The following is a 22,390-nucleotide window of genomic DNA, read 5'->3' as shown; positions in this document are numbered from 1 at the left end:
TTGCGCGTGACAGCAGTACTATTAGCAGTCCCATCATTAACTATAAAGCTGATAGTACGAGGTGTAAGACTGGGGTTATCACTGCTGTTGCTATAAGTAACGGAACGCAGTGCGGTTTGATAATTAGCAACAGTGGAACTGCCAGTTAAGGTTAAAACGCCTGTGCTGCTGTTGTAGCTGCCCGTAATCCCACTTTGGTTGGTGAAGGCAAGAGTATCTTGAGCAGAGGCGAAACCATTGGTAATGCTGACGGTGGCACTAACCAAGTTGGGTGAGTCTACATCACTGACGGTGATACCTGAGTCGATACCTATAGTGGTGTTTTCGGTGTATGCCAGGACAGAGTTGGTAGCAGTAGTAATGGGCACATCATTTACTGCCGTAATATTAAGATTGCGCGTGACAGCAGTACTATTAGCAGTCCCATCATTAACTATAAAGCTGATAGTACGAGGTGTAAGACTGGGGTTATCACTGCTGTTGCTATAAGTAACGGAACGCAGTGCGGTTTGATAATTAGCAACAGTGGCACTGCCAGTTAAGGTTAAAATGCCTGTGCTGTTTTCGTAGCTGCCCGTAATCCCATTTTGGTTGGTGAAGGCGAGGATATCTTGAGCAGAGGCGAAACCACTGGTAATGCTGATGGTGGCACTAGCCAGATTGGGGGAGTCGACATCACTGACGGTGATGGCTGAGTCTATGGCTGTAGTGGCGTTCTCTGTGTATGCCAAGGCAGAGATAGAAGCAGAGGTGATTGTCGGAGGAACCCCACTATTAGTGTTTAGTTGGGCATATATCCCATTGCTAGACCCGTCTTGACCATCGCTAGTCCAGGAAATGATAAAGTCCCCCCCTTCATCCATCGCTACTGTAGGGTTAGATTGACTATTGGTGGTGTAGGTATTAACCTTAAATTCGCCCCCTTGAGCTACGCCAGCACTGTTGTAGCGTTGAGCATATATCCCACTGCTAGACCCGTCCTGACCATTACTAGTCCAGGAAATGACAAAGTTCCCCCCTGCATCCATCGCTACTGTAGGGTTAGATTGACTATTGGTGGTGTAGGTATTGACCTTAAATTCGCCCCCTTGAGCCACCCCGGCACTGTTGTAGCGTTGGGCATATATCCCATTATCAGATCCGTCCTGACTATAGCTTTGCCAGGAAATAACAAAATCCCCCGTTCCATCTATCGCTACTGTGGGATTATATTGAAAGCTGCTGGTATAGGTATTGACTTTAAATTCGCCCCCTTGAGCTACGCCAGCACTGTTGTAGCGTTGAGCATATATCCCATAGCCATCCCCATCTTGATAATAGCTTTGCCAGGAAATAACAAAATCCCCCGTTCCATCCATCGCTACTGTGGGGTTATTTTGATTGTAGCTGGTGGTCGTATTGACCTTAAATTCGCCCCCTTGAGCCACCCCAGCATTGTTGTAGCGTTGGGCATATATCCCATCACCAGACCCGTCCTGACCATAGCTTTGCCAGGAAATAACAAAGTCCCCATCTGAATCCATCGCTACTGTGGGGTTAGATTGACTGTTGGTGGTGGTCGTATTGACCTTAAATTCGTCCCCTTGAGCCACCCCAGCATGGTTGTAGCGTTGGGCATATATCCCATCAGCAGATCCGTCCTGACCATTGCTAGTCCAGGAAATGACAAAATCCCCATCTGCATCTATCGCTACTGTGGGGTTAGATTGACTGTTGGTGGTGGTCGTATTGACCTTAAATTCGTCCCCTTGAGCCACCCCAGCATGGTTGTAGCGTTGGGCATATATCCCATCAGCAGATCCGTCTTGACCATTGCTAGTCCAGGAAATGACAAAATCCCCATCTGCATCTATCGCCACTGTGGAGTTAGATTGATTGCCGGTGGTGGTGGTATTGACTTGGAATTCAGTCATGAAAAAACCTCTGAAAAAAAACTAAAAATTTGATTTCAACAATTACGCTCTGATTCGGCAGATTCCTTAGTCATTAGGAATCACCGCACTTGGTCGCAGCCAGTAGTTAAACTCTGGTGCAGTAAATGCCTGGCGGATTTCTTTTCGTTCTTGATTTAAAAGCATCGGACGCTGTACACCAGAGAGAAACTGCACATCATAAAGTTCTTGACAGCCTGTCGTGAACTTCAGCATCCCCACCTGTTGGCCATTTCGCAAATCCACTACTGCCACACCACAGAGCAACCGCTCAAACCGTTGGGTAATGGGCAACCCCCCAAAAATATGCCGTTCCCGAATCTGGCAAAGTCCGACTAGGCCGTAATACCCGACGCAACACAATCCCCGCAGAAATCCAGGCAGCACACAGACTACCTGTTTGTCTCCTGATTCTGGATGAATGCGCCATATTTCCCCAGCACCAGAATTGAGCAGCCATAAAAATCCGTCATGCCAGATTGGAGAATGGGGCATTGATAATCCATCTAAAATAATTTCATTGCTCTCCACTTCCACCACGACCCCACCGTTGGCTTTACCCTGTCGCCATCCCCCAACGGTATCCGTCGCACCGAGGGCAGTCACATACTTGGGATTGCCATCCACCATCGCTAACCCATTGAGGTGGCAGCGGTCTTCTGGCACTACTTCGGAAATAAATTTGGGATGCCAGCGCGGTACAAAGCTAAAGTCTGGACTTAAGGCAGAAAGGCAGGAAAAGCGGGTGTTGACAATCCAGAGCCCTTCTCTGCCAAATTCCAGGTCGTGAATGTTGAGGTCGCCTGTGAAGTATGTCATCCGTGGCAGGTAGAGGGCATCATAGCGTCCAGGCTGGTCTTCTAAGAACTCATAAGCTAATGCAGGGGCATTGGCTAATAAACAGACTTCGTGATGACTAGCTAGTGCCAGACTTGAACCATGAACTGCCAACCCCATTGGTTTGGAAAATTGGCGTAACAGCATGGTAGTTTGTTGCCCATTCCAGCCCACAACTGCCAGTTTTCCAGCTTGGTAGGTGGTGATAGCAACTGAGCCTCCAGCTTGACTTAGCCAGGAAATAAATCCCTGATCGGCATCACATTGAATTAAGTTATTTTCTTCTGGGGCAGTAGTGGGAAAGGTTGATAACATAAATCAGGTGAATTAAATTTCAAATTTTGTTGGGGAACTTTAGACTTAGTTAAATACAAAAATAGTCAGTGGCTCTAGCCCTTAAAATTGAGCGATAAATAGCTAACTACGAACCCCAAAAATTACTGACGCAAACCACTAGTACAGCACTGCGTAAATACAGCTACCACCTCACTTAAGCAGACAAGTTGCTCAGAGCAACTTGTTAAAGGTGAGCAAATTTATGCCAAAGTGTACTAGTGTTGATGTCATTAGTTTTGATGAATTGTGAAAGTTTGTAGTCAGGACTAAAACCCTTGAAATTGAGGGATAAATTGCTCACCACGAACCTCTGAAAATTAATGACACAGACCACTAGGTGTGCCATCATTGTCAATAAACAAACCTCTATCAGAAAAAGCACCTAAAAGAATTGCTCCCAGATAATAAGTAGTGTCGCCATAAAGCTGCACTGGATCAAACTTTGCAGATATTTTAAACTTAGTTTTTTTATAATGTCCTAGTAGTAAGTCTTATTTTGTAGTCAATTGTTATAATAAAGACTATTTACTGTAAAAATAAACTGTATATATACTGAATATAAAAATTAGTTAAAACTTCAATAATTTGAAAAATGGGTCAGCAAATTTTGTTACCATAGCGGCAAATTACGTTGTTAGGCTTAATAAAATGCGTAGGTGTAGCCCGTCGTATACATTGCCATTGTCTGTATTAAATATTTAGCCTAAATACGTATAGTTATGCGATTCATTCACTCTATAATCATTAGAGATAATTAAAAGTAGCAAGGCTGACAAGGACTGCCTTGGAATGGCTAAAATTACCGCTAGAAAAGGATTATAAAAATCAAATTGTTATTTGACACAAAATTACTTAAAAAAGCTTTTTTGGTGTGCTATTTAAAATGTACGGTGAAAGTAGGATGAAACAACAAGCTAGAAGAGTTGGATTATATAATTGCTAAAATAAATGACTTATGAGTTAAATAAAGTTTTTAACTCATAACTTTTACTAGGATGCCAATAATTGCCGAATTAACCTGGCTATAGCTTTCTGCGTGAAGCGGTTGGCAATTTGTTGACCTAAACGTTGTACATCTGAGTTTACCAATAACTGGGCAATTTGGGATGTCAGTTGCACTGGGTCAAAGCCTCTAGTTTCTCGGAGAATACCTAATATACGTTTGATATGCTCCAAAGTTTGTTGTTGTTCAACTGTGGCCGCTGGAGTTTTATTCACTGCTGTCAATCCTACCCGTTCTCGCAATAAGGAGGTAAAGTTATGCAAAACATTTTTACCTAAAGCATCGAGTCCATTAACAGATTCATCTACTAGCTTGTCACGAATAAAAGCACCGCGTTCAGATGACAGAAATTCTATGCCTTGATTCAGCACTAAATTAAAGTCGTAGTCTTGACTGTTACGCGCATTTTTTAACAAGTTTTCTAGGCGATTCCAGCGAAATCTGCCATCTTTAAATAACAAATCTTGTAATGATGCTCTTAATTGCGGTGCTGGATCTGTTAACAGGCGTTTAGAAACGTAGGGATAAGCTTCGCTGAGAACTTTAAAGTTGGGATCTATATATATTGCAATACCTTCGAGTGTCACGAGGGAGCGAATAATTAAGGCGTAGTAGGGCGGTACGCGGAAAGGATACTCATACATCAAAGCCGATAGTTCATCAGTGATGCTTTTAATATTAAGATCGGCAACACTGGCTCCTTCGGCATCAGCAAAGACTCTTGCAAAAGCTGGGATTATTGGTGTTAAATCGGTTTCTGGTGATAAGAAATCTAACTTAACGTAGTCTTTTGCTAATCCTTCAAAGTCGCGGTTGACAACGTGGACGATCGCTTCAATTAAACCATAACGTTGCGGTGGTTTAATCTCGCTCATCATCCCAAAGTCAAGATAAGCTAATTTGCCATCGGTTGTTGCCAACAGATTACCAGGGTGAGGATCTGCATGGAAAAATCCATGTTCTAGCAGCTGGCGTAGGGAACACTGCACACCCACTTCAATTAGATAACGAGCATCTATCCCTTGGGCACTAATTTCTTCTGTCTGGGTTAATTTGGTGCCGTTAATCCACTCCATCGTCAAGACGCGACGATTGGTATATTCCCAGTAAATTTTCGGTACGTATATGTCTTTTATGTGACCGTATAGTTCAAAAAAACGTTCAGCATTTGCACCCTCATGGATGTAGTCCATCTCTTCAAAGATGCGATCGCCTAATTCATCGAGAATCCCAACTAAGTCACTTCTTACCCGTTTAACCTTTTTCTGCACCCAGGCGGCGAGGTTACGCAAGATATACAAGTCAATGGTAATCCCCTCTCTTAAGTCGGGGCGTTGAACTTTAACAGCGACTTCTTCGCCAGTTTTTAACTTACCTTTATACACTTGCCCCAATGAAGCCGCAGCAATTGGCTGCGCTGAGAGTTCGGCGTAAACCTCTTCTGGAGGTGCGCCTAATTCTTCTTTGATAAACTGGTAAGCAATTTCGTTGGGAAAAGGCGGTAATTGGTCTTGTAGTTTAGTTAATTCTTCTAGGTATACGGGAGGAACTAGATCCGGTCTGGTGGACAAAGCTTGTCCAATTTTGATGTAAGCAGGCCCTAATTGGGTCAGCAATACTCGTAGCTGAGTGGCTCGGCGGCGGTCATTTTTGACGACAATTCCCCGTTTACTATCAGACCACAATCCAAAAACAAAGGATAGAGTCGGCCCCAACACGGCAAAAATTCGCCGTAAAACTTGCACTTTTTTATTTTGGTAATGCGCTGCTATGCCCACGGGATCGTAAAGCGTCTCAGGTTGGGCTGCTGTCCTCACTTTTTGCGCTGCTAAGAGGCTTGGTGAGCGTACAACTAAGCTTGATGTACCATCTTCTGGCACTATATCAATAACGTCCAGTTCGCCTCGGCGATTTGTGCCGTTGCGACTGTCCTCCTGAATCGGTCGGGAACTAGGGGGAAGTGTCTTAACAATCATGAAAAAGGCCACCAGTCAGAACGATCACATTAAGTATTGTAACAATATGTTTAGAAATTGGGAATTGGAAATGGGGCATTGGGGATTGGTTATTTCTTCCTCATCTCCCCCTGCTCCCTAGTACTAATAGGTCTGCTACACTTAAACGGGCATACTAGTTCAATAGTAGTAGGTATTGCTAGTTGCTGAAAGATCATACTTATTATCTTGTAAGTTAAAAGTATCTGGCATCTGCCCTCATGGAGAATTTGGCTTGATGTTGCTTTGCCTGCGAATCGAAAACTTTGCCCTAATTGACCAACTGGAATTGGAGTTTGGCGCGGGACTAAATGTGTTAACAGGTGAAACCGGCGCTGGAAAATCAATTATCTTGGATGCCATTGATGCCGCTTTAGGCGGTAAAGTCTCTAGTCGAGTCATTCGCACCGGAACAAGTCGGGCGATGGTAGAAGCTACTTTCACCTCAAATGCCCCCCTAGCCGCTTGGTTGACTGAACAAGAAATAGATTTGCTTGATGAAAGTTCTGTAGTCATTAGCCGAGAAATCACAGCCACTGCGAGTAATGTCCGTAGTCGATCGCGGGTGAATGGTGTGTTGGTAAATCGGCAGATAATGGGAGGAATGCGCGATCGCCTGGTGGAAATTACCGCCCAAGGGCAAACGGTACAAGTGGGACAATCTGCTCAAGTGCGCGACTGGTTAGATTTGTATGGCGGCGACTCTCTAATGCAGCAGCGTCATAAAGTCGCCACGAGCTTTAGTAGTTACCAACAAGCGCATTTAGCTCTAGAAAAACGCCGGACATCAGAACGGGAACGGCTGCAACAATTAGACTTGCTTACTTATCAAGTACAAGAACTGGGAACAGCCAATCTGACTGAGCCTAATGAATTGGAACAGTTGGGACAAGAACGGGAACGCCTGAATCATGTCGTCGATTTGCAACAAATGAGTTACAAAGTTTATCAAGCTTTGTATCAAAACGATCATGAAACTCCCGCCGCAGGTGATTTATTGGGAGACAGTGAGGCGATATTAAATGACATGGTGGAATACGATACCCAACTACAACACCTGTTGGAATTGGTCAGGGACGCGCAAGCTGCGGTAATGGAAGTGGGAAGGCAAATTAATGCTTATGGGGACGGTTTGGAAGCCGATCCGCAACGGTTGGAAGAGGTGGAAGAACGAATTCAGGAGTTAAAGCAAATTTGCCGCAAGTATGGGCCGACACTTACAGAAGCGATCGCTTATTACCAACGTATTCAAGGGGAATTAGCCCAACTTAATGACAGCGAACAATCTATCGAAAGTCTGGAACAGCAAGAAAAGGCGTGTTTTGAGAAACTTACCCAAGCAAGTAATCAGTTAACTCAATTGCGGAGTAAGGCGGCTGCTAATTTAGAATCACGTTTAATAGCTGAACTCAAACCCCTAGCGATGGAAAAAGTGAAGTTTCTGGTTGAAATATTACCAGCTTTCCCAACTGCGATGGGAGCAGATAAAATTACCTTTACATTTAGTTCCAACCCTGGAGAACCACTGCAACCTTTAACAGAAGTTGCCTCTGGTGGCGAAATGAGCCGCTTTTTACTGGCTTTAAAAGCTTGTTTTTCTCAGGTTGATGTTGCTGGAACTATGGTATTTGATGAAATTGATGTTGGGGTTTCGGGAAGAGTAGCCCAAGCGATCGCGGAAAAATTATACCAGCTAAGTCAACGTAACCAAGTGTTATGTGTTACGCATCAACCTTTAGTTGCGGCAATGGCCGATCGGCATTTTCGTGTAGATAAGCAAACTATTAATCAAGGCAAAGGTAAAAAAGCCAACAATGACAATGCCGAACAGCGTACAGTTGTCAGAGTTACTACCTTGGATAATTTAAACACTCGTCGGGAAGAACTAGCGCAGTTAGCTGGTGGTAAATCTGCAAGTGACGCGATCGCTTTTGCAGAGTCTCTATTATTACAAGCTGCTAACCACCGTCGCAAAGAGGATACTTGACCAAATAATTACGAATTACGTAGCTTGCTTCTCACCGGAGGCGAGTATTACGAATTACGAATTATAAATTTAGGCTGCCAATTCTGAAAGGCGTAAACCAGCGATATTCTCACAGGAAAAAGTCTCTTTACCCATCCATTGGCGGCAGATTAGCTCTATAATTTGACCTGCCCAGTTGCGAAAAAACCATTGGCATAAGGAACCATCCTCTTGAGGAGTCATAGACAGAGGAATAAAGCCTTTGTTCTGCCACACCTCTGCTGCTGCATAGATATCATCAACAATAATGGCGACGTGATGGAGAGTATTAAAACCTTGCTCCTGGAATAAGCTAGCGATCTGTTCATCTGGGGCGTTAGGCGCAAGCAGTACCAAAATCATACCTGATGGCATTAAGGCTGAGAGAAAGTACATGCTAGCATCTTCGGGTAATAAGCTTTGCTCTGGACAAAAATCATCGGGCCATTTTCCTGGTCCTTCCGTGATTTTGGCATCATAGTTGATCAGAGTTTTAGCGTAGTCTGTGAGAGTTTCTGAATTAGGAAACAACAGTACATAGTGATCTACGACAACTAGTTCACCAAATAGATGTATGCAGAAGGATGAGTTTAAGAATTCTGGAGTCTTGCACTCTTGTTTATACAAGAGCAATCCGTCAGTTTCTACAAAAGGCGACTCCTTATTCATCGAAGTCTCCTAAGTTAAAAGACTTTACAGCGTCTACCGCAAGGTTATTGCTCATAATGCTCACCGATCAAAACGATCTAGTATTCAATATTGTGGATTAGAAACAAGGTTGATATCTACCATCATAACCAAGATTGTTTTGAGCTAATCTCAAGCACCAGCGATCGCAAGTGATAAATCTGCAAGGACGCGATCGCTTTTGCCGAATCTTTGCGATCGCAAGCGGCTAACCATCGTCAAAAAATTAAAAATTAAGCTTCTAGTAATGACTCACCAAGATAACCTCCAACAGCTTTAACACCAGGTAAAGCGAAGAAATATCCACCGCCAATGGGGCGAATATACTCCTCCAAAGGTTCCCCAATCAAGCGATTTTGCACCGTTACAAAGCCTTTTTCTAGGTCAGCCTGAAAACAGACAAACAACAAACCCATATCTAACTGTCCAGCTTTGTCAAACCCGCGTGAATAATTGAAACCACGCCGCAGAATCAAACCCAACTCTGATTTGCGGGGATTAGCAAGGCGGATATGAGCATCTAGGGGGATTTGTTGACCCTTGGGGTCTTTGGCATAATTGGGAATATCTTTCTCGTGGTTCATCCCCAAAGGTGCGCCAGAATCTTTATTGCGCCCAATAATTGTCTCTTGCTCCTGTAGTGGTGTACGATCCCAGCGTTCGACTAAGTTGCGGATCGTTCGCACCACTTGATAGCTTCCTCCTACTGTCCAAGCTGGTTCGTCGTTGTTTGGCTGTACCCAGACAATCCGGTTCATCAACTTTTCATTGCTAGCATCTAGATTTGCCGTCCCGTCTTTGAAACCAAGTAGGTTCCGCACCGTGGTTTTGCCAAGCTTTTTATGAGTATTCGGTGGTAGAAACCCATCTATTTGCCAACGCAAAGTTATCAAGTCAGGCAGATTCTTGATAATATCCCGCAAAGCGTGGATGTTCGCTTCCTCAGTGTTGGCACAAAATTGCAGCAGTATATCCCCATGACACAAATTTGGGTCAAGTTGGTCATTGGGAAAACCTGGCATGGTGTTTAACCGCTTAGGTTTTAATTTCCCAAGTCCAAAACGGTTATCGAACAGCGAGTCACCCACCGCTAGGGTGATAGTGAGGTTATCGGGAACCACTACAGACCCAAGAATTCCCGAATCACTGGGTGGAAATTTGGGGTCGCGTAGCTTGGGTGTTCCCCCTGCCATGAGAAACTGAATGCGATCGCTCAAGGTTTGAAATAACCGCACCAAATCCGCTTTAGTTTTCGCAGTTGTGTCAAATGCCACCATTAAGGCAGAAGCCGGGGCAGGGGTAATAATACCTGCTTGGTGAATCCCAAAAAATGGCACAGTCTCTTCAGATGGGTCTTCGGTAGGTTCCAAAAGAGTGCGATAACCCAAACTGGTCAAAGCAGCTACTCCACCTGCTGCTGCCATCCCAATGAGCAAGTCACGACGGCTGATGCGGGGAGTAATGCGTAAACTTGGTTGCTCCGAACTAGACATAGTTTACTCCTCTAGGAATTATTCAAAAATTAGTTCACGCCTAGAGTGCCACGCAGCTGAGACAAATCTTCCGAAAGGGCAGCGATCGCTGTTTTCATCTCTTTCTTGTCTGTTTCACTCACCTTGTCGTAGGTAGCAAAACCACCATCAGGGGTTTTATATTTAGCAAGTCCTTGGTTAACTTTGGTGAAATTTGTATCCACACGTGTCAGTAGTTCTGGGTTAGCTTTTTGGATGACGGGGCGCAATAACTCCACAATCTTTTGAGAACCCTCTACATTAGCGCTGAAGTCCCAGAGGTCAGTATGGCTATAACGGTCTTCTTCCCCAGAAATTTTGGTAGCAGCCACTTCTTCAATCAAACCAGCAGCACCGCCAACCATATTTTTCGGTTCAATGGTCAAGGAGGCAATACGCTTTTGTAGCTCTAGTCCATCTTTCTGTAGCTTTTCGGCAAAAGGTTTCATGCCTTTTGTGGTTTTATCTTGGAATAAAGCTTTCTCTATGCGATGATATCCAGTGAATTGTGGGTCAGCCTCTTTTTTTGCAAAGTCATCAGCACGGGAATCCATCGTTTTATCGAGGTCGGAGAACAATTCAGCTATTGGTTCTGCGCGTTCCCAGTGAACATGGGTAGAGGCATAGAGTTTCTGAGACTTGGCAAGGTCGCCAGCAATTACGGCATCTGTGAAGGTCTTGTTGTCTGCCACCAGTTGGTCAACTTCTTTGGTGACGTAGACTTTATACTCTGCGATCGCACCTACTAATTTACCCTGATCTACAGTCCCTTTGGCTTGAGAATCTCCTCCTGCCTTCACTGTGATTTTACCTTTGGGATTGCTGCGTAAACCGCAAGCCATATCATACTCACCTGGTTCTAGATTGGTTTTAAGTTTTTGAACGAAGCTAGGAGCAATATTTTCCCGTTCCTCAATCACTTTCACCCCAGACAGAATTTCCCACTCTAAAGGTTGGCTGCTTTTATTGGTAATTACAAAACTGTTTTGCCCAGATGTCAGTGTCAGCTGATTAGGTTCGCAACCTTTATCTGTCACAGTCAAAGCAGTTTCCGCAGAATTGCTGCTAGAAGTATCACTGGCTACTTTAGCTTCTGGAGAATTACTCCCAGAAGTATCGCTTGATTTGTTGGATTCACAGGCAGCGACTGTCAAGACAATCAAACAGATAATTGTTGAGTGCTTTAAAAAATTTTTCATGGTTGTATTGTCCTAAAAATTATTGAAGTTACTAGGAATGCCTAGCTATATTCTTCTGTCGGGCGTTCTCTCCCAAGAAGAACAACAACATGGTAGGAATTAGATAGCCAAAATAGGCGATCGCCTCGCTAATGGTGGGAGCATCGTTATATCCAAAAAATCCCACCAGAAGTGAACCTAGAAACCCATTATTGGGAAGTACCCCGCTAGCATCGAATACTACTGTTTGCAGTAAATTCCACACTCCGGCTTCATGGAAAGCTCTCACGCCACTTGCTAACAGTCCAGCAGCAACCAGGATAATGAAGGCTCCTGTCCATTTAAAAAATCGCCTTAGATTGATGCGGATACCACCTTGATAAATGCCTATACCGACGGCTACTGCGGCTGCATATCCAAACAATGCTCCCACGGGAGCTTGAATTCCCAAATTTTGCTGGAATGTTGCCAGGAGAAACACTACAGTTTCCAAACCTTCCCGCAGGACGGCAAAGAATGCCATCCCCACCAGCGCCAGTCCCCATTTATCCCCTGACTGAATGGCAGTTTCAATTTGAGACTGTAACTCGCCTTTAAGAGAACGAGCAGCACGGCGCATCCAGAAAACCATCCAGGTGAGAACCCCAACTGCAACGATAGAAATTACAGCTGCAAATAATTCCTGTTCTTGTTGCGGAAAATCCTGACTGGTTATTTGCAAAATAATTGCAGCAACTAGACAAAAAAAGGTTGCTAGCGCAATGCCAACCCACACTGACTTCATCAAATAGGTACGCCCGGTTTGCTTCAGATAACTGGCAATGATACCCACGACAAGTGCAGCTTCAACGCCCTCTCGGAACATGATCAAGAAGGGAAAAAGCATGGATAACCTTATTAATTATAATTACTATCAAATCATCATGAGAATAATAACTTACTTGAGAACATTTGTATATAATTGCGAGTTAAAAATCTCTAAAATCCTAGAAGCATAAATTTTTCGGGGAATTGACAATTGCAGACTGGAAATTATATAAACCAATCAAAGAACTCCTACAACGCATTGCTAGGAGTTCTTTCTGGCCTATTCTGTCGTCAGCCAGAATCTTCTATATCCCAATCGACAGCTTAATATCTGTGCGATCGCCTGGATGCAACTTTTGAAGTTGATTTTGGGTAATAATTGTAGCCATCATGTAAATTATCGAACTGCCTTCTATAAGAGACACTACGTATAGCTTGCTTCTGCGTAGGAGTATGCAGTTCGTTTAATTAGGAAAATTATCTAAAGATTTGACACAAGCATCTAAAGATTTTTCATTGTAAAAATAAGTTAGCTTTTATATATTTATCTGTATAAATAGCGTTACTAACAGGTTTTTTTGGCTAGTAAATTTCATGAAAATACTCTGTAATTTAGTCCAAAACACTCAAAATTAGCAATAAAAAAACAATAATAAATTTACGAAGGAAGCTTCATTGTGCCTTATTGACATTTTTTGATTAAGCAAAATTTATGTCCTAATAGAAGGATTAACTGTAATGGCATTTGATGCAAGTTCTTTTTTTGATAACGCCTCTGATAGCCTTTATCCTGGCAACCTCAGCGATCCGTTCGCACCTGGAGGCGCATTTGGCATACCAACGGCTGACACATTCGACTTTGCCAAGTATGGAATTCCAATTGATGGCAACTTTGACTTTGCCAAGTATGGAATTCCAACTGATGGCAACTTTAATTTGGGTAGCTCTGGCATACCAACGGCTGGCAGCTTCAACTTTGCTAAATATGGAATTCCAACTGATGACAGCTTTGACTTTGCTAAGTATGGAATTTTAACGTCTGGCAGTATACCAAATTTTGGTGCTAGTGGTGGCAGTTTCCCAATTGCTTAGTACCAATTACATAAATTTAAGGGCGAATTGAAGTTAGACATCATCCTAAAACTCTAGATTTGTCTACCTTCTAATTACGCGATGTACTACTTGTGCTAAACAAAAATCCTACCCCAGCAAGAAATAAGAATCACTATCTTGTAGCTTTTGCATAAGGTGGGATTTTTGTTATTTATGGAAGACTTAGTAGTGGCTATCACTTGATCATCTAATACTCACATTTTCATTTATTTATACTCCTGCAAAGCCCCTAACTTCCGAATTCCCGGCCAAATCATGGCTGTAGCAATCACTACTACAATTGTGCCGATTCCACCACCCACAACAGAAATCACTGGGCCAAATAAAGCCGCAGTTAAGCCTGACTCAAAGCCTCCCAATTCATTCGAGGCACTAATAAACACGCTATTGATAGCAGCAACCCGACCACGTAAATGATCCGGTGTTCTGATTTGAACTAATGTATGGCGAATCACAACGCTAATACTATCTAGTGCGCCACCAAGGGTCAGCATTAACATAGACAGCCAAAACGAACGAGAAAGTCCAAAGATAATTGTGACAACCCCAAAGCCAACTACTGACCACAATAAGGCTGGGCCTGCTTTACGTAACGGTGGTAAATAGGCTAGGGTAATGGCCATAGTCAAAGCACCGATGGAATGGGCTGCTTGTAGATATCCCAATTCCACTGGCCCCACGTGTAAAATATCTTTGGCAAAGATCGGGAGGAGCGCGATCGCACCACCCAACAATACAGCAAACATATCCAATGTAATCGCGGCTAAAATTAACTGATTCTGCCAAACAAATTTAGCACCGGCTGATAGCGCTTTGAGTGAGATTGGCTCAGTTGCGCGGATGACTTTTTGCTCTTTGATCGCCAGCGTTAAAATGAAACATAGCAACGCGGCGATCGCTGCTAATACATAAACTCCTGTAGCACTTCCCAACAGCGCAATCCCAAATCCTCCAAAGGCTGGGCCAATGACTGCGGCTAACTGAAAACTACTACTATTCCAAGTTGCTGCATTGGTAAACGCACTGATAGGTATCAACTGCCACATGAGAGCATCACTGGCTGGTTTGAGGAATGCCCTAGCGACACCTGTTAATAACAAGCAAGCGTAAATTAGAAAAATTGCACCTTGAGTATAGGAAAGCACTGCCAAAGCCAGCGAGCAGAGAGCCAGCAACATCACCGAGAATAACATGATGAGTTTGCGATCGCGGCGATCGGCTACATGTCCGACAATCAAGGTGAGAGCAATCATCGGCAAGACTTGGGCCAGTCCTACACCACCTAAAGCGATCGCTGAGTTTGTCCGCTCATAGAGTTCCCAGCCAATCGCTACAGTTTGCATTTGCGACCCCACGAACAGCACTAGCCGTCCAATGGTAAATAGCCGATAGTCTCGAAACTTAAAGGCTGCAAAGGGATCGTGTTGTGCAACCTCAAAGTTATGGGGCTTTGAGTTCTGTTTTCTCGAAGACATTTTTTAGTAGAGTTAAGCCTTCTTCAATGTTGGAAATTTGGTCTTCTGAAAGACCTTTTAGCAAGTCGGTAATATGAGCGCGAGTTTGATCTTGGGATTGCTTAAGATGGTGTTTTCCATCTTCAGTTAAATTGAGCAACACCCGCCGCCGCTCTTGAGGATGAGCAATCCGTTTCACGAAGTCGCGTTGTACTAAGCGTTCTATGGTTGCTGATGCCGTGGCAGAGGTGACACCTAAATGCTCTGCCAAGTCAGATAATGAAGCCCCAGGATTGCGGTTGATAAATGCTAGCGATCGCAATTGAGGTATAGATAAAAAAGCGGCACTATGGGCACGCATATCCGCTCGGATAAACCGCATCACTAATGGAACTGTCTCCATTACTCTAGCGGCACATTCTTCGGAAGTTGCACCTTGATTAGGTTTATCCACGGTCATGGGCTTGTTGTTCTCCTAGTTACATGGCCACCCGTGGATAAAGTTTTCCACCAAGGATGGCCAAAATGATTAATGTGAATAAGAGAATTGTACAATCCAGACCAAAGCCATAGATGCTAGTGCCATTCAACAGCATGGTGCTACGTAACCCGTCAACCAGATAAGTCAACGGATTTAAATGGGAAATGAACTTTAACCAACTGGGCATCAACGAGATCGGATAGATGGCATTGCTCGCAAAAAATAACGGCATGGTTAACAATTGTCCAATACCCGTCATCCTTTCTCGGCTTTTCACCAAACAGCCAATAATTAATGAGAAAATACAAAAAGAACCCGCTCCCAGTATGACTAGCAGCAGTACTTGGAGAATAGCTAAAGGATGAAGATTTAGTTTGACACCTAATAAAAATGCTAATCCGTAAATGAATATTACCTGAGATAAGCACCTCACCCCACACGCTAGGGCTTTGCCCAACACCATCGCCACGCGAGGCGTAGGACTAGCTAAAAATTTATGGACAATGCCTAAATCTCGCTCCCAGATTAGCGTCATTCCACCACTAAAAATTGCCACAAACAGAATACTCTGAGCCAAAATGCCAGCAGAAATGAAGTCCAAATAGGGTAAGTTCCCTGTAGGAATCGCGCGAGTGCGGGAAAAAACTTGCCCAAAAATTAGCAGCCATAAAGCTGGTTGCACAGCCCGAACGACTAAATCAGTGGGATCGTGGCGGAGTTTACGGATTTCTAATTCTGCGATCGCCAGGGTTTTCGTAACTAGCTCTTTAATTGCAGAGATCAAATTTACTCGGACAGTGGGTGGTGATTTAACCCAACCGTTGAGCAGTACGTCTGGTTCTTGCTGTGTCACGGTAGTTGACTCCTGATGTTAACTGGTCGCCTGTATAGTGAATAAAGACATCATCCAAAGTTGCATTTGGGTTATCTAAAGAAGCTTTTAAGTCAGTTGGTGTGCCTGTGGTAACGACTTCACCTTGCTGCATAATTGCCACTCGGTTACATAAGCTATCCGCTTCTTCTAAAAAGTGGGTTGTTAAAAATATAGTTGTGCCGTAATCAGCACAGAGTTGTAGTACAAGCTGCCATACTTGAGTTCGAGCGATGGGATCTAGTCCGACAGTCGGCTCATCAAGAAACAAAATTTGCGGTTGATGCAGAACTGATATGCCGATTTCCAGCTTGCGAATCATCCCACCAGAGTAGTTTCGTACCAAGCGTTTCGCCGCATCTTGCAAACCCATGTATTCTAAAATTTCATAAATGCGGCGATCGCGGCCTTTGGCAGGTATTCCATACAGCTTGGCGAAGATTAAGAGATTTTCGTAACCAGTGAGACTACCATCAGCAGAGAGCGCCTGGGGTACATAGCCGATAGCCCGTCTCACAGGATTAGATTCACGAGCCACGTCATAGCCAGCTAAGGTTGCTTTCCCTGCACTGATAGGCAGCAAGGTTGTCAACATTTTAATAACTGTACTTTTCCCTGCTCCATTGGGGCCAAGCAGACCAAACACTTCGCCTTGTTCCACAGATATGCTCAGGTTATTAACTGCGGTTAACTTACCAAAACGGCGTGTGAGTCCCTGAGTTTCCAGAATCAAGGGTTTTGGTTCGCTAGCAGGTTGCGATCGATTTATTTTTCCCGTCAGTATTGTCACAAGTTTGATGCACTTCTATTAATTAGTAAATCTAACTATTAGCTTCTCAATAGATTTACCAGAAGTCAATAGACTTCTGGCGGGAATTTGAATCAGAATAAAAGGAAACTCAGTAGAGTGGTGACAAGGTTATTGATGGGCAAAGTGTCACTGACAGCGATCGTAGTCTACCCATCGTCCGCAAATTCTTTATGTCTTGTTTAAAATCCTCGACCCCGTAATGCACTGAAATTTGACGATTTGCGGATAGATGCTGAAATACTATACGATTCATCCCTGCAATGGATGTAAATCAGTGGTGTTAGGGGAAACGCATTTAAATTCTGAAAACCATGTGCAATAAGGGTCTAAATTTTAGTAACTAAATTAAATAATGGCTAAAACCTTTGTCTAGTAAGCATTATAAAAATAAGATGCGTTTGCACTATCAGTGTTTTACTTCAAAACCCTGTTATTTATTCAGATTTTTTGTGAATTATAGCTTTATAGGCTACATAGCCATAATCAAATGTCTTGGAGCATCACATCATGGATTTCGTTGATCAAGTCAAAGCTTTTGCATCTACAATCCCTACAAAATTAAGTAGTATCAAGACTGAAGAAGCTACAAAGCACTTCCTAATTATGCCTTTTATTCAGCAAATCTTGGGATATGATGCCTTTAACCCAAATGAAGTTATGCCTGAGTATGATGCAAATGTGGGAGCTGCTACAAAGTACAAACTAGACTATGCAATATTCCAAAATAGTCAGCCCACAATTTTAATTGAATGCAAACGCTACGGTACAGATTTTAAGAATGATTATGAGTGGAGCCAGTTGTTTGCATACTTCATGGCAACTGAAGCTCGCATTGGTATACTAACAGATGGGGTAAATTACAAGTTATATGCTGACTTAGAAAAACCTAATAAAATGGATAAAACTCCATTTTTGGAATTAGACCTACTTAATTTAAATGAGTCAGCAATCCGCGAACTCTGTAAATTAACAAAATCCGCATTTAATATTGATGAAGCTATTACAGCCGCCTCAGAGTTAAAGTACGTAGGTGGTATTAAGACTCTGCTTAAAAAGCAAATTGAAGCGCCCAGTGATGAATTTGTTAAATATTTTTTCAAAGAATTATGCCCTGGTAATAATTTTGTAGGGCAATTAAAAAATGAGTTTACTGGATATACACAAAGGGCTATTAAAGAATTTATTCGTGAGGAAATTGAAACCCTTTTAGATGAAGCAGCAGGACGCTCAAAAACGAAATCAGAGGTTGTAAACCCCGAACCAGAAATAAAACCAGAACCGCTCATAAAACAATCTGAGTTTACAGATGACGAGCGTGAAGGATATTACATACTTAAGTCGATTTTACGTCAGGTATTAGATCCAGCAAGAATAACATATAGAGATACAGCTAGCTACTGTAATATTCTGCTTGATGGGAATACTTGGAAACCCATTGTTCGTTTGTATTTTAATGAATCAAAGTCTAAGAAGTTAGAAATCTTCTCGAAAGAGGTAAATGGCAATAGAATTTCGGATAAAGTTTCTATCGATAACCTCAATGAAATCTATCAGTACGCTGATAAATTCAAGGCAATTGTAGCTGCTTATGAACAGCCTCAAGTCGTTGCTAGATAGTTTCCAACACTAAAATGCAGACTAACACACAGATTATTCTCAAAGTTGTCAAAACCCATGAAGTTTGCTTGGGACAGTGCGATGCCTTCATCAGACTACACCCATGCAACGATGGCACTTACGAATCTGTCGGTTTACGTCCAGAGCAAATTATGGTGTTACATTTTGAGCCAACATCCCCTGATTCAGTACGGTCAATGGTGACAGCATGAGTGATTGTGGCCAGAGCGATGCCTACGGCTGGCTATGCCTGGCTACGCCTACGCAGCTTTATCAGATATTCTGAAATAAAATCATATCTATAAACCTTCTGCAAAATATCTGAATTATGGTGATCGTTGTTTCCCTTAGCCCAGAATTAGAAGTACGACTGCGCGAGAAAGCTGCACAGCAAGGACAAGATGTTAGTTTTGTTGCAACCCAATTGCTAGAGGCTGTCCTAGAGTGGGAGGTGCAAGACTCAGAAGCAGCTATTAAGGGTATTCAGCAGGGATTAGAAGACTTTGAAATGGATAGATTCCGTTCATTTGATGATTTTGCTGACGAGCAGCGTCGCAAGTATAATCTGCCAGCCGATTCATGAAATACCGCATTGATATCTCTAGTGTTGCTCAAGCAGAATAGATACCTTGGCTGAAATGTTTGCTGAATAATATGCCTAATAATTCTATAAACCGCATGGTTATACCAATTCTTTATGGATACGATTTATATAACATCTCTGGTTATCTTCAACATTTTATTTCCACCAGGCTGTAATTCGTATTCAACCTTTTCAATATCTATTTTATAACCCATTGAAGTGTAATATTTAACTATTTCATCTAAATGTGGTGAATGTTTCCACATTAAAGTTATGAGAGGAAATATTCTAACTTCTTTAGCAATACGCAACATCTCACCTACTGAATTTAAGTGAAAATCGTAATCGAGATGGTCTGAATATAAAAATAATAAATGCGAACAAAGAGCTATATCAAACTCTTGATTATCATAAGCCAATTTTGGCAATTCCCCGACTGTGTATCTGTTGCTTTTTTTGCCAGTTTCATAATCAGACAGAAATTCTCGAATAACTTTGACTCGATTGTGCCGCAAATCATCTGGAGATTTATGATAGCTCCATACCCAATCATTTGATGTAGCCTTAACTTGATTAATAATATTATCTACTACTTCATTAAATCTTTGCAATATTTCATCACTGGAGAATTGGTACAGTGGATCAACAGAAACTACACTTTTACCCTGATGTGTCATTTCTGCATTGAAGCTTGCTGGCCCATCCCCAATCCCAATGATTCTTTTATTTAAATCTGCATTTGTTAAATTGAATATTTTTATATATTCATCCATTGACCTCCCAAAAGGAACTACTTTATCTAGAACCATTGCCATATAATTTCCCTCGCAAAGGACTGATTAAATAAGATAATAGTAAACTCAAAATATTTTATCCACTGCTAGACGGCAATCATTCAGAAGCACGTTAAGTTCTTTTACAACTTTCAAGGGATTTCTACCTATAAATATAGCAGCGATCGCAGCTTCATAAGGATTTCTACCTGTTCTTTTGACAGCATTTATTGCAGCTTGATTTGATAATCCTCGAACACTAACTAGCCATGCCGCTAACACATGCCCAGTACGTCCAATTCCACCAGAGCAGTGTACAACAACTTTCTCATTTTCTTTATCTGCTTCTATTAAAAAAGGAAGTATTTTGTGTATGAGGTTTTCTAAATCAGATAAATGAAAATCGGCAATTGCTGCCCAACAAACTAACTGATTCCCAAATTCCTGTTTGTATGTGTTTAGAAGATTGGAGTAAGAAGCTAGCTGTTGTTCATCAAGAAGACAGCAAACACGCTTGATATTTTGGTGCTTCATGAATTCTATCCAATCCTGAACATTCTTGTCAGTGTATCCAGGTCGCGCAGCACCAAAGACTATTTGCTCTTTCTCGCAAGCTGGGGCAAACTTGTACATATTTAACTGTCTAGAGTCAAGGTTGGTAAATTTCACCAATAGCAGAAAATAGCGATAGCTGCGCCAACACTTTCAGTGAACGCAGTCTAAAAATCCCTTCACAATTAATACTAGCTAAAGTCACTATATCAAAGGTCTAATACGATATTCACGTACGTACGCACTATTGTTTGGTGTCGGCTTACACTGCACTGTGTCCAACCTACCCGGAAGATAATAAAGTAAATCAAATGGTAATAATAAAGTTTTTCAAGAAATTTTATATTTTTGTGAATTGTCTTGCTGGTTATACTACCTCTAATGCTTGTTTTTAGGACTTTTCCAGCTTACTGAACTACCTCCAGTAGTTACCTTGACTAATCAATGAGGTTAAGAGAAACTAACTAAATACTGATGTATGTGCTTATAATACTAATAAGTTTTGTAAAGATTCTGAGATATATATGTTGAAAGATGGAACATTAGTTAACAAATAGCAAGTTTGTATCTAATATCTAAGTAAAAATGTTCCTACGGCTATATTTGTAGCCTTCTGCTAAGGCAGTACAATTCAAGCGTACTTATCCTGGTTGGCCAAAAGCATGGAGACATTAGAGTTCATAATCTATCCAGACGGTCGGGTACAAGAGAAAGTTACTGGCATTGTGGGTGCTTCTTGCGCTGAGGTTACAGCAGCAATAGAGGCACAGTTGGGGCAAGTACTTAATCATGAGCCAACCTCAGAATATTTCGCCGCTAAGGTGCAGCAATCTAATCTGGCGAATACACACACCACTTACAGCGATTGGTAAGTTTTCACAGTAGTTTAGTGTTATTAATTCACAACCACCATGTCACACTTTAGCCAAATTAAGACTCAAATCCGTAACCTTGATTCTTTGAAAGATGCTCTGACTGAATTGGGCGTAGACTGGAAACCCGGCCCACGCGAAGTCCGTGGCTATCGCGGTCAAACCCATCCTGCGGAAGTTAGTATTGAGCAGGAAAATGGCTATGACATCGGTTTTAGATGGAATGGCAAAGAATATGAACTGGTGGCTGACTTGCAATATTGGCAGCAAGATTTGTCTGTAGATGGATTTTTGCGCCAAGTAACACAGCGCTATGCTTATCAAACAGTTGTGAAAGAAACCGCTCGTGTTGGTTTTCAAGTCTCTGAACAACAAAAAAATGAAGATGGTTCAATTCGCCTGGTAGTACAGCGCTGGAGTGCGTAATGGCTGATTTTCTGCCGTCGCCGGAAGAACAAGAAGATAACCGTTCCGGTTTTGAACCAGAACTAGGGGGTTTTTTACGGGATGCCCCAGAACGTTCTGGTTTAGAACCGGAATTGGGTGGTGTGCTGCGCCAAAATGGTGTTTATGTTGACGAAATCACCTGTATTGGTTGTAAGCATTGCGCTCATGTTGCCCGTAACACCTTTTATATTGAACCAGATTACGGGCGATCGCGCGTGGTTCGGCAAGATGGAGACGCTGAGGAAATTATTCAAGAAGCAATTGACACTTGTCCGGTTGATTGCATTCATTGGGTTGATTACACTGAACTAAGAAAGTTAGAAGACGAGCGCAAATATCAGGTAATTCCTGTAGTGGGTTATCCGGTGGAACATGCAGTTGCTGCTAGCGAACGTCGGCGTAAAAAGCAAAAGTTGAAGACCAAAAAATCCCGTTATTAAGATAAAAACTTTAAATCAATATAATAAAGGACTGGTATATCCAGTCCTTTTGTTTTTCGTTTTATATGCGTAAGATTATAATCTGGG

The 22,390-nt window shown here is 42.4% G+C and carries 22 protein-coding genes; 8 read left to right on the top strand and 14 right to left on the bottom strand.

All coding sequences use genetic code 11. The annotated features are described in order from the left end of the window. The 3 genes from HWQ44_RS04450 to HWQ44_RS04440 all read right to left on the bottom strand — a co-directional run. The coding region (locus HWQ44_RS04450; RefSeq protein ID WP_292715386.1) for a hypothetical protein at positions 1-1,913 on the bottom strand (1,913 nt) is incomplete at its 3' end. Positions 1,914-1,979: 66 nt separating this feature from the next. Beyond that, positions 1,980-3,083, bottom strand: a complete 1,104-nt coding sequence (locus tag HWQ44_RS04445) for a TIGR03032 family protein (protein ID WP_292715384.1) — start codon at positions 3,081-3,083, stop codon at positions 1,980-1,982. 1,011 nt (positions 3,084-4,094) lie between these two features. Further along, complete coding sequence (locus HWQ44_RS04440) at positions 4,095-6,083, bottom strand: AarF/ABC1/UbiB kinase family protein (RefSeq protein WP_292715382.1); 1,989 nt, start codon at positions 6,081-6,083, stop codon at positions 4,095-4,097. Positions 6,084-6,339: 256 nt separating this feature from the next. On the opposite strand from HWQ44_RS04440, the gene recN reads away from it, so the two are divergent. After that, positions 6,340-8,088 carry a DNA repair protein RecN gene (gene recN / locus HWQ44_RS04435; protein WP_292715379.1) on the top strand — a complete coding sequence of 583 codons (1,749 nt, stop codon included), beginning with the start codon at positions 6,340-6,342 and terminating at the stop codon, positions 8,086-8,088. 69 nt (positions 8,089-8,157) lie between these two features. Here the strand turns inward: recN and HWQ44_RS04430 are convergent, their stop codons facing one another. The 4 genes from HWQ44_RS04430 to efeU all read right to left on the bottom strand — a co-directional run bounded on the left by HWQ44_RS04430 (position 8,158) and on the right by efeU (position 12,368). Continuing rightward, positions 8,158-8,775, bottom strand: coding sequence for a VOC family protein (locus HWQ44_RS04430; protein WP_292715376.1), 618 nt, complete (start codon positions 8,773-8,775; stop codon positions 8,158-8,160). A 251-nt stretch (positions 8,776-9,026) separates the two neighbouring features. Further along, positions 9,027-10,286: an iron uptake transporter deferrochelatase/peroxidase subunit gene (gene efeB, locus HWQ44_RS04425; RefSeq protein WP_292715373.1), complete on the bottom strand. Its 1,260-nt coding sequence runs from the start codon at positions 10,284-10,286 to the stop codon at positions 9,027-9,029. A gap of 29 nt (positions 10,287-10,315) precedes the next feature. Further along, positions 10,316-11,503 carry an iron uptake system protein EfeO gene (gene efeO / locus HWQ44_RS04420; protein WP_292715370.1) on the bottom strand — a complete coding sequence of 396 codons (1,188 nt, stop codon included), beginning with the start codon at positions 11,501-11,503 and terminating at the stop codon, positions 10,316-10,318. Between the two features lie 31 nt (positions 11,504-11,534). Continuing rightward, positions 11,535-12,368, bottom strand: a complete 834-nt coding sequence (gene efeU / locus HWQ44_RS04415; RefSeq protein WP_292715367.1) for an iron uptake transporter permease EfeU — start codon at positions 12,366-12,368, stop codon at positions 11,535-11,537. 659 nt (positions 12,369-13,027) lie between these two features. Here efeU and HWQ44_RS04410 point away from each other — a divergent pair. Next, on the top strand, positions 13,028-13,381 hold the full coding sequence (locus HWQ44_RS04410) for a hypothetical protein (RefSeq protein ID WP_292715365.1): 354 nt from the start codon (positions 13,028-13,030) through the stop codon (positions 13,379-13,381). 227 nt (positions 13,382-13,608) lie between these two features. Here HWQ44_RS04410 and HWQ44_RS04405 read toward each other — a convergent pair whose 3' ends face one another. The 5 genes from HWQ44_RS04405 to HWQ44_RS04385 form a co-directional block, all read right to left on the bottom strand. Beyond that, positions 13,609-14,877 carry an MFS transporter gene (locus tag HWQ44_RS04405; protein WP_292715362.1) on the bottom strand — a complete coding sequence of 423 codons (1,269 nt, stop codon included), beginning with the start codon at positions 14,875-14,877 and terminating at the stop codon, positions 13,609-13,611. Next, the gene (locus HWQ44_RS04400) at positions 14,843-15,316 is read right to left on the bottom strand and encodes a MarR family transcriptional regulator (RefSeq protein ID WP_174713352.1); all 474 of its coding nucleotides are present in this window, start codon (positions 15,314-15,316) and stop codon (positions 14,843-14,845) included. The genes HWQ44_RS04405 and HWQ44_RS04400 overlap by 35 nt, the downstream gene beginning before the upstream one ends. A 19-nt stretch (positions 15,317-15,335) precedes the next feature. Continuing rightward, positions 15,336-16,190 carry an ABC transporter permease gene (locus tag HWQ44_RS04395; protein ID WP_292715358.1) on the bottom strand — a complete coding sequence of 285 codons (855 nt, stop codon included), beginning with the start codon at positions 16,188-16,190 and terminating at the stop codon, positions 15,336-15,338. After that, on the bottom strand, positions 16,147-16,998 hold the full coding sequence (locus tag HWQ44_RS04390) for an ATP-binding cassette domain-containing protein (protein ID WP_292715355.1): 852 nt from the start codon (positions 16,996-16,998) through the stop codon (positions 16,147-16,149). Before HWQ44_RS04390 ends, HWQ44_RS04395 begins: the two co-directional genes overlap by 44 nt. A gap of 109 nt (positions 16,999-17,107) precedes the next feature. Next, the gene (locus tag HWQ44_RS04385; protein WP_292715352.1) at positions 17,108-17,272 is read right to left on the bottom strand and encodes a hypothetical protein; all 165 of its coding nucleotides are present in this window, start codon (positions 17,270-17,272) and stop codon (positions 17,108-17,110) included. A 254-nt stretch (positions 17,273-17,526) separates the two neighbouring features. Here HWQ44_RS04385 and HWQ44_RS04380 point away from each other — a divergent pair, with 254 nt between their 5' ends. From HWQ44_RS04380 to HWQ44_RS04370, 3 genes are all read left to right on the top strand, one after another. Continuing rightward, a complete protein-coding gene (locus HWQ44_RS04380; protein WP_292715349.1) occupies positions 17,527-18,636 on the top strand; it encodes a type I restriction endonuclease in 1,110 nt (369 codons plus the stop codon). Between the two features lie 14 nt (positions 18,637-18,650). Then, positions 18,651-18,848, top strand: coding sequence for a hypothetical protein (locus HWQ44_RS04375; protein WP_292715347.1), 198 nt, complete (start codon positions 18,651-18,653; stop codon positions 18,846-18,848). A 116-nt stretch (positions 18,849-18,964) separates the two neighbouring features. Next, complete coding sequence (locus tag HWQ44_RS04370) at positions 18,965-19,219, top strand: hypothetical protein (RefSeq protein WP_292715345.1); 255 nt, start codon at positions 18,965-18,967, stop codon at positions 19,217-19,219. Between the two features lie 125 nt (positions 19,220-19,344). Here the strand turns inward: HWQ44_RS04370 and HWQ44_RS04365 are convergent, their stop codons facing one another. After that, positions 19,345-20,034 (bottom strand): SAM-dependent methyltransferase, encoded by a 690-nt coding sequence (locus HWQ44_RS04365; RefSeq protein WP_292715342.1) that lies wholly within the window; start codon positions 20,032-20,034, stop codon positions 19,345-19,347. Between the two features lie 45 nt (positions 20,035-20,079). Next, positions 20,080-20,625, bottom strand: coding sequence for a dual specificity protein phosphatase family protein (locus tag HWQ44_RS04360; RefSeq protein WP_292715339.1), 546 nt, complete (start codon positions 20,623-20,625; stop codon positions 20,080-20,082). Positions 20,626-21,206: 581 nt separating this feature from the next. Here HWQ44_RS04360 and HWQ44_RS04355 point away from each other — a divergent pair. Genes HWQ44_RS04355 through HWQ44_RS04345 form a run of 3 tightly spaced genes read left to right on the top strand, consistent with a single transcriptional unit; the run spans position 21,207 to position 22,303 of the window. Beyond that, positions 21,207-21,416, top strand: a complete 210-nt coding sequence (locus tag HWQ44_RS04355) for a DUF2997 domain-containing protein (protein ID WP_179067273.1) — start codon at positions 21,207-21,209, stop codon at positions 21,414-21,416. Positions 21,417-21,455: 39 nt separating this feature from the next. Continuing rightward, on the top strand, positions 21,456-21,842 hold the full coding sequence (locus HWQ44_RS04350) for a DUF1257 domain-containing protein (RefSeq protein WP_012406942.1): 387 nt from the start codon (positions 21,456-21,458) through the stop codon (positions 21,840-21,842). Beyond that, positions 21,842-22,303 carry a ferredoxin gene (locus tag HWQ44_RS04345; protein ID WP_292715334.1) on the top strand — a complete coding sequence of 154 codons (462 nt, stop codon included), beginning with the start codon at positions 21,842-21,844 and terminating at the stop codon, positions 22,301-22,303. Before HWQ44_RS04350 ends, HWQ44_RS04345 begins: the two co-directional genes overlap by 1 nt. The last annotated feature ends 87 nt before the right edge of the window (positions 22,304-22,390 follow it).

Source organism: Nostoc sp. JL34, assembly GCF_017114945.1.
Taxonomy (GTDB): Bacteria; Cyanobacteriota; Cyanobacteriia; order Cyanobacteriales; family Nostocaceae; genus Nostoc.
The sequence above is the reverse complement of the archived record's forward strand: the minus strand, read 5'-3'. Positions and strand labels throughout refer to the sequence as shown.